The sequence below is a fragment of the Spirochaetota bacterium genome (genome assembly GCA_038043445.1).
GTDB lineage: Bacteria > Spirochaetota > Brachyspiria > Brachyspirales > JACRPF01 > JBBTBY01.
Genome location: JBBTBY010000073.1, coordinates 1 through 6,148, shown reverse-complemented (window position 1 = coordinate 6,148; position 6,148 = coordinate 1). Strand labels below are relative to the sequence as shown.

The 6,148-nt window shown below is 55.3% G+C and carries 4 protein-coding genes; 1 reads left to right on the top strand and 3 read right to left on the bottom strand.

Going from position 1 to position 6,148, the window contains the following annotated elements; translation table 11 throughout:
* The first annotated feature begins 59 nt into the window (after positions 1 to 59).
* Positions 60 to 4,400 carry a DEAD/DEAH box helicase gene (locus AABZ39_11875; GenBank protein MEK6795471.1) on the top strand — a complete coding sequence of 1,447 codons (4,341 nt, stop codon included), beginning with the start codon at positions 60 to 62 and terminating at the stop codon, positions 4,398 to 4,400.
* Positions 4,401 to 4,621: 221 nt separating this feature from the next.
* Here AABZ39_11875 and AABZ39_11870 read toward each other — a convergent pair whose 3' ends face one another.
* Genes AABZ39_11870 through AABZ39_11860 form a run of 3 tightly spaced genes read right to left on the bottom strand, consistent with a single transcriptional unit; the run spans position 4,622 to position 6,109 of the window.
* The gene (locus AABZ39_11870; protein ID MEK6795470.1) at positions 4,622 to 4,936 is read right to left on the bottom strand and encodes a GIY-YIG nuclease family protein; all 315 of its coding nucleotides are present in this window, start codon (positions 4,934 to 4,936) and stop codon (positions 4,622 to 4,624) included.
* A gap of 1 nt (position 4,937) precedes the next feature.
* Entirely contained in the window at positions 4,938 to 5,186 is a 249-nt protein-coding gene (locus AABZ39_11865) for a hypothetical protein (GenBank protein MEK6795469.1), read from the bottom strand.
* Complete coding sequence (locus tag AABZ39_11860; GenBank protein MEK6795468.1) at positions 5,183 to 6,109, bottom strand: SUMF1/EgtB/PvdO family nonheme iron enzyme; 927 nt, start codon at positions 6,107 to 6,109, stop codon at positions 5,183 to 5,185. The genes AABZ39_11865 and AABZ39_11860 overlap by 4 nt, the downstream gene beginning before the upstream one ends.
* Between the last annotated feature and the right edge of the window lie 39 nt (positions 6,110 to 6,148).

Below are 6,148 nucleotides of genomic sequence, written 5' to 3'. Positions count from 1 at the left end.
AGGTAATAAGTCAATGCATTGCTGCTTCACTTTCCGTTCATTTCCGATATACTTCCCCTATGCCGACCTCGCTCTCACGATTCCATCCCCTTATCGCGCAATGGTTCACCGAACGGGTGGGGACGCCGACCGATGTGCAGGAACGCGCCTGGTCGCTCCCGGACACCGAACACCTGCTCATGACAGCACCGACGGGAAGCGGAAAAACGCTCGCCGCTTTCCTCTCCGCGCTCAATACGCTCATCACAAAACCGCGTAATGCACAAGTGCTTGACGCTTACCGCATACTCTATATATCGCCGCTTAAGGCGCTCAACAACGATATTCGCCGCAACCTGGAGACGCCGCTCGAGGAGATACGCGGGTATTTTGCACGCGCGGGGGAAAAGCTCCGTGATATCAGCGTCGGGGTTCGGAGCGGCGATACGAGCGCTGATGAACGGCGGCGCATGTATAAGCGCCCGCCGGACATCTTCATCACTACGCCGGAAAGCCTCAACATCCTTCTCACCTCGGCAAGCGGCGAAGCGCTCATATCGAACATCGGCACGGTGATACTTGACGAGATACATGCGGTGGCCGGCACTAAACGCGGCGTTTTCCTCATGACGGCAATAGAGCGGCTCACCGCGATCAACGGGGAATTCCGGCGAATCGCCCTATCAGCCACGGTCAATCCGCTCGCACGTATCGCCGAGCTTGTCGGCGGATACCGATGTGAACATGTCAGCGGTAAAGCGATCTATCACAAGCGACGGGTGACCATTGTCCGTTCTGAGATCGAAAAACGATACGATATCTCGGTGTCATTCCCTGAGCTCGGGGAAGACACTTCCCGGGACGACTGGTGGCTTGCGATGTCCAAGACACTCAGGGCCGTCATCACGCGCAACCGCTCGACACTTCTTTTCGCAAACAGCCGCCGCATGGTGGAGAAGATAACGCGCTTCCTCAACGAGAACACCGACGCCCCCGATGTCTATTCGCATCACGGCTCGCTCTCGCGCGAGATACGCGCCGTCGTAGAAGAGCGATTCAAGAAAGGCGAGCTCGCCGCTGTCGTCGCTACGAGCTCCCTTGAACTCGGCATCGATATCGGCGATGTGAGCGAGGTCGTTCTCGTCGAACCGCCGTTCTCGGTGTCAGCAGCGCTCCAGCGCATCGGACGTGCAGGGCATGCCGTCGGTTCCGTTTCGCGGTCAACGTTCTACGCGCTTCATGCGCATGATCTCATCAGCGCCGCCGTGCTCGCCGCGCATATATCGAGCGATCACATCGAGGAGATAGTGCCGCCGGTCGATCCGCTCGACGTCCTTGCGCAGGTGATACTCTCGATGACCGTCGGAAGAACGCGGGACATCACCGAGATCTACGATGAGATACGCACAGCATGGTATTATCACACGCTCACGCGCACTGAATTCGATCTTGTCCTTGAAATGCTCGCCGGCCGCTACGCGGACAGCCGCATTCGCGAGCTTTCACCGCGCATCATACTCGACAGGACGAGCGGCACCATTCGTGCACGCGACGGAACGGCCATGCTCATCTATCTTTCCGGCGGCGTCATACCCGACCGCGGCTATTACACCATGCGCGATGCGGGAACGAAAGCCGTTATCGGAGAGCTCGACGAGGAATTCGTATGGGAGCGCTCGCTCGGCGATGTATTCCCGTTCGGCAACCGGCTCTGGCGCATCATACGCATCACACACAACGACGTCGATGTGACACCGGTGGGCGATAAGGCATCCGCGCTCCCGTTCTGGAAAGCAGACAGCGTAAGCCGTCCCTTCGCGTTCTCGGAGAAGATCGGGGCATTCCTCGAGGACGCAGAAAAGCATCTTGACGACAGCTTCCGCACATCGCTCACCTCGCGCCATCACATGAACGAACATGCAGCGGAGTCGCTCGTCGCGTATCTCAGGCTTCAGCGCGGAAAGACCGATGCCCCGCTCCCCCATCGGCATCATCTCCTTATCGAGCATTGCAGCGACCCGAACAACAAGCGTGATGCCAAGCAGACGATACTCCATACGCTCTGGGGGCTTGCGGTCAATCGCCCGTTCGCCTTTGCGCTCGCGGCGGCATGGGAAAAGAAGCACGGCTATCCCCTCGTATTCTTCGCCGGTAACGATTCGATAATGCTCGAGCTCCCGCATGAATTCACCGCGGCCGATGTACTCTCGCTCGTCACCCCCGAGAACGCATCAGCGCTCATACGCGAGAAGCTCGAAAGCCATGAATTCTTCGGCGGCCATTTCCGCGAGAACGCAGCGCGCGCACTCCTCCTTCCGCGGAATTTCAAGAAGCGCATGCCGCTCTGGTTCAATCGACTCAGGGCGAAAAAGCTCCTTGAGGCGACAGCGAAGTATGACGACTTCCCCATCATACTTGAAACGTGGCGAAGCTGCCTGCGTGACGAGAGCGATCTTGCCGCGCTTGATGCCGTGCTCGGCGAGCTTGCCGACGGCACTATCGCCGTCAGCGAAACGATAACATCGGCACCATCGCCGTTCGCAGGGGATGTCGCCTGGCGGCAGACGAACACCTATATGTACGATGATGATACGCCGCTTTCATCGTTCCAAAGCAATATACGCGGCGACCTCATCAAGAATATATTCTCCACGGGGACATTCCCCACGTTCTCGGAAGAAATGCTGTCGCGCTATGGATCGAAGCGCAAGCGCATAGCCATCGGATACGCACCGGACAGCATCGATGAGCTTTTTGTCTGGGTAAAGGAACGGCGATATATACCCCGCGCGGAGTGGGATGAACTCCTCGCAGCCATTGCACGCGACCACAACCTCTCCTTCACGCAGAGCGAACTATCCGACAGGATCATCATTGCCGACGGCGTCTATGCACGTGAAGACGAACGATCTATCCATATCGTATTCGGCAAGGCCGATCCTTCCGACGATGCTGACGCTGGTGAAATACGCGCGCAATTCCTCGCTGAGTATCTCAGGTTCTATACGCCGATGAGCACCGAAGAGCTCTCCACGCTCCTCCCGATACCGCCCGCTCTTTTCAACCACGCGGTCCATACGCTCCTGGAGAGCGGGACGATCATCTCCGGCCAATTCCGCGGTCCCGACAGCCCGCTCGAGATCTGCGAGGCCGGTACGCTCGAAACGCTGTTACGCGTTCGAAGAGCGGACGAACGCCCGCAGCTGCAGGCCAAACCGATAGCCGCCCTCCCCGCCTTCCTCGCCCGTCGACAGGGGATAGGAACTATCGGCGCATCAAAAGAGGACCTCGAGCGCTGCATGGAACGCCTCTTCGGCTTTTCAGCAAAAGCGTCATTCTGGGAATCGGAGATATTCCCCGCACGCCTCTCTCCCTACTACACATCATGGCTCGATACCGTACTCAATGAGAGCGATTGCCTCTGGTTCGGCACGGGCCATGAACGCATATCGTTCTGTTTCGCATCCGATCACGAGCTCTTCGCTTCGTCGCTTCCGGCAAAGAATGCGCTCGCCGATTTCTTCGCGGCAAAAAACGGCCGCTATACCCTCGCCGACATCATGAAGGAGACCGGTCTTGATTCAAAGACCGCGGCATCATCGCTCTGGGAACTCGCCTTTCACGGCCATATCACCAATGACGATTTCAAAGCGGTACGCCTCGGCATTCAGAACGATTTTGCGTCGAAAGAAAGCGCGCCGTCATCGGCCGCATCGAATCGGCCCTCACGGCGCGGGGGATTCAATCGCTGGAAAACATCGCGCCCGTTCGCCGGTGCGTGGCATGCGCTCACGTCGGGGAATGAACGCGATCCGCTCGAGGAACAGGAATTGATAAAGGACCGCGCGCGCATGGCGCTCTCGCGCTACGGCATCGTGTTCCGCGAACTCCTCGCCCATGAGATGCCGATGCTCCGGTGGAAATCGCTCTTTACTGCATTCCGGCTCATGGAGCTTTCCGGCGAGATCGTGAGCGGACGTTTCTTCGACGATGTGCTCGGCCTCCAATTCGCGGCACCCGATGCACTTAAGGACTTTTCCGCGGACGCGGGTGACACTGTATGGTGGATGAACGCCGCCGACCCGGCATCCGCTGCCGGCATCGATATATCATCGCTCAAGTCGATACTGCCGGAGCGGCTCGCATCGACGCATATCGTCTATCGCGGAGAGAATATCGTTCTCATCTCACGCAAGAGCGGCAAGGATGTCACTACAACAGCATCTCCGAACGACGACCGATTCGCGGAATACTGCGGCGTGTTCCGGGCCATGGTGTCGCGGGAGTTCGAACCGCTCTCCGCCGTGCGCGTTGAAACGATAAATGATACGCCCGCCGTTGAGAGCGAATATCGCGCTGCATTCACGAAAGCAGGCTTTCAAAGCGACGGGCGATCGCTCGTGTTAATGAAGAAATACTGACTCTTTCGGTCGCTTCGGCACAGCTCATTTTCGGTCGTCTCGACTACGCTCGACGACCGAGCCCCGAGCGGCCTGCACTAAGCGCTGTCGAAGTGAGTCGAGGGGCGTACTGTCGAGTCGCTTCGCCAGTATCCATACTCGTTCGTCTCGGCTCCGCTCGACGACCGATCTGCAATTATATTATTTTGTTCGCTCCCCGAGCGGAGTCGAGGGGTGCGAAGTCAAGACTCCGTGTGTTGAACATTGAGCGAATTACTGTCATTCTTACATTCAGACTGAGCATGCAAATCATTGTATCGCGCTTCGATCAGCGCCTTCTTTTTCACATGACCCCAGCCCTGCACTTGCTTCTCGCGATAGAACGCTTCATCAATCCTTGCATATTCCTCGAAATACACCAGCTTAACCGGCAAACGTTTCTTCGTATAATTTGCTCCATTCCCATTTTGATGTTCATAGAGACGCTTTTCAATATTTACCGTGCTGCCGGTGTAATACGTTCCATCACAGCACTTCAGGATATACATGAATGGCATACTATTCCTCCAATCGGTCATCTCGGCTCCGCTCGATGACCGAGTCCCGAGCGGAGTCGAGGGGCGTACTGTCGAGTCGCTTCGTCAGTACCCATACTCGTTCGTCTCGGCTCCGCTCGACGACCGAGCCCCGATACGCCGTACCGCGCATCTCGATGTTGAAGCCAATGGGCGTACGTTCGCGATTACCGTTCGCCGAGCGGAGCCGAGGCGAACGCACAAAAGCAAAACGCGCTGCGGACAGGGTCATTTTGCTGAAACCGCGACACGGAAACCGACATCATCTAAATCGCATTCCGGGTTAGTATATTGTCGAGCAATAGGGCTAAGGTATATCCCACCATGTATGAATGAACCGCCGCGAAAGATGCGATACATGCCATTTGTCGACCCATACGGATTTGTCAAAGATGTTTTTAAATACGCCATGAATAAATCCCAACACCATTCATTCACATTTCCACTCATATCATAAAGCCCCCAACTGTTTGCCTTTTTTAATCCAGCGGGATGCATCAATATCCCACTATTTGCTCCGTACCAGCAATATTCATGATCTCCGCTGACAATTTTCTCCCAATAGCTTGTATTTGTTTCGTCACCCCAAGCAGCATATTCCCATTCAGCTTCACTTGGTAGGCGATACCCGTTCGCGTCCCAAGTGCACAACACATCTATTCTATCTCTTGCCCGAATAGGTACACCATCAGCGGTATAACATGGAGTTCTTCCCTCCATTTCGCTGGCAGCATTACACCATTTTACACAGTCATACCAAGACACCTTATCTATCGGGCAAAATAAATTTTTTCCATATGCATATCTCAGATTATTACCACTATTTTGAATCTTGTACCCATGATTAATCGCCCATTGATATACTTTCTTCCAATGAGAAAACGTTACTTCTGTCGTAGCCATATAAAATGCTGATAACGTCACTTTATGGGAAGGAATCCAGTCCTCTCTCCCTTGTCCACCCATTACAAAGGAGCCTGCAAGGATTTTTTTAAACACCATCCCTATACTGTTCGTAAACTTCTCCCCTGTAAAAACCTGTACCTGAGCAGCCTCACCCTTGCCCCCAAGCCGCTTCCGAACTGCATCAACAACACTCTGATGCTTCCCGCTCTCCGCCAATGCAAGCGCCGTCGCCCCCTTGAAAATTCCCACCTTTCAAAGCTGTTTAAAATTTCGATATCATTGTACAAT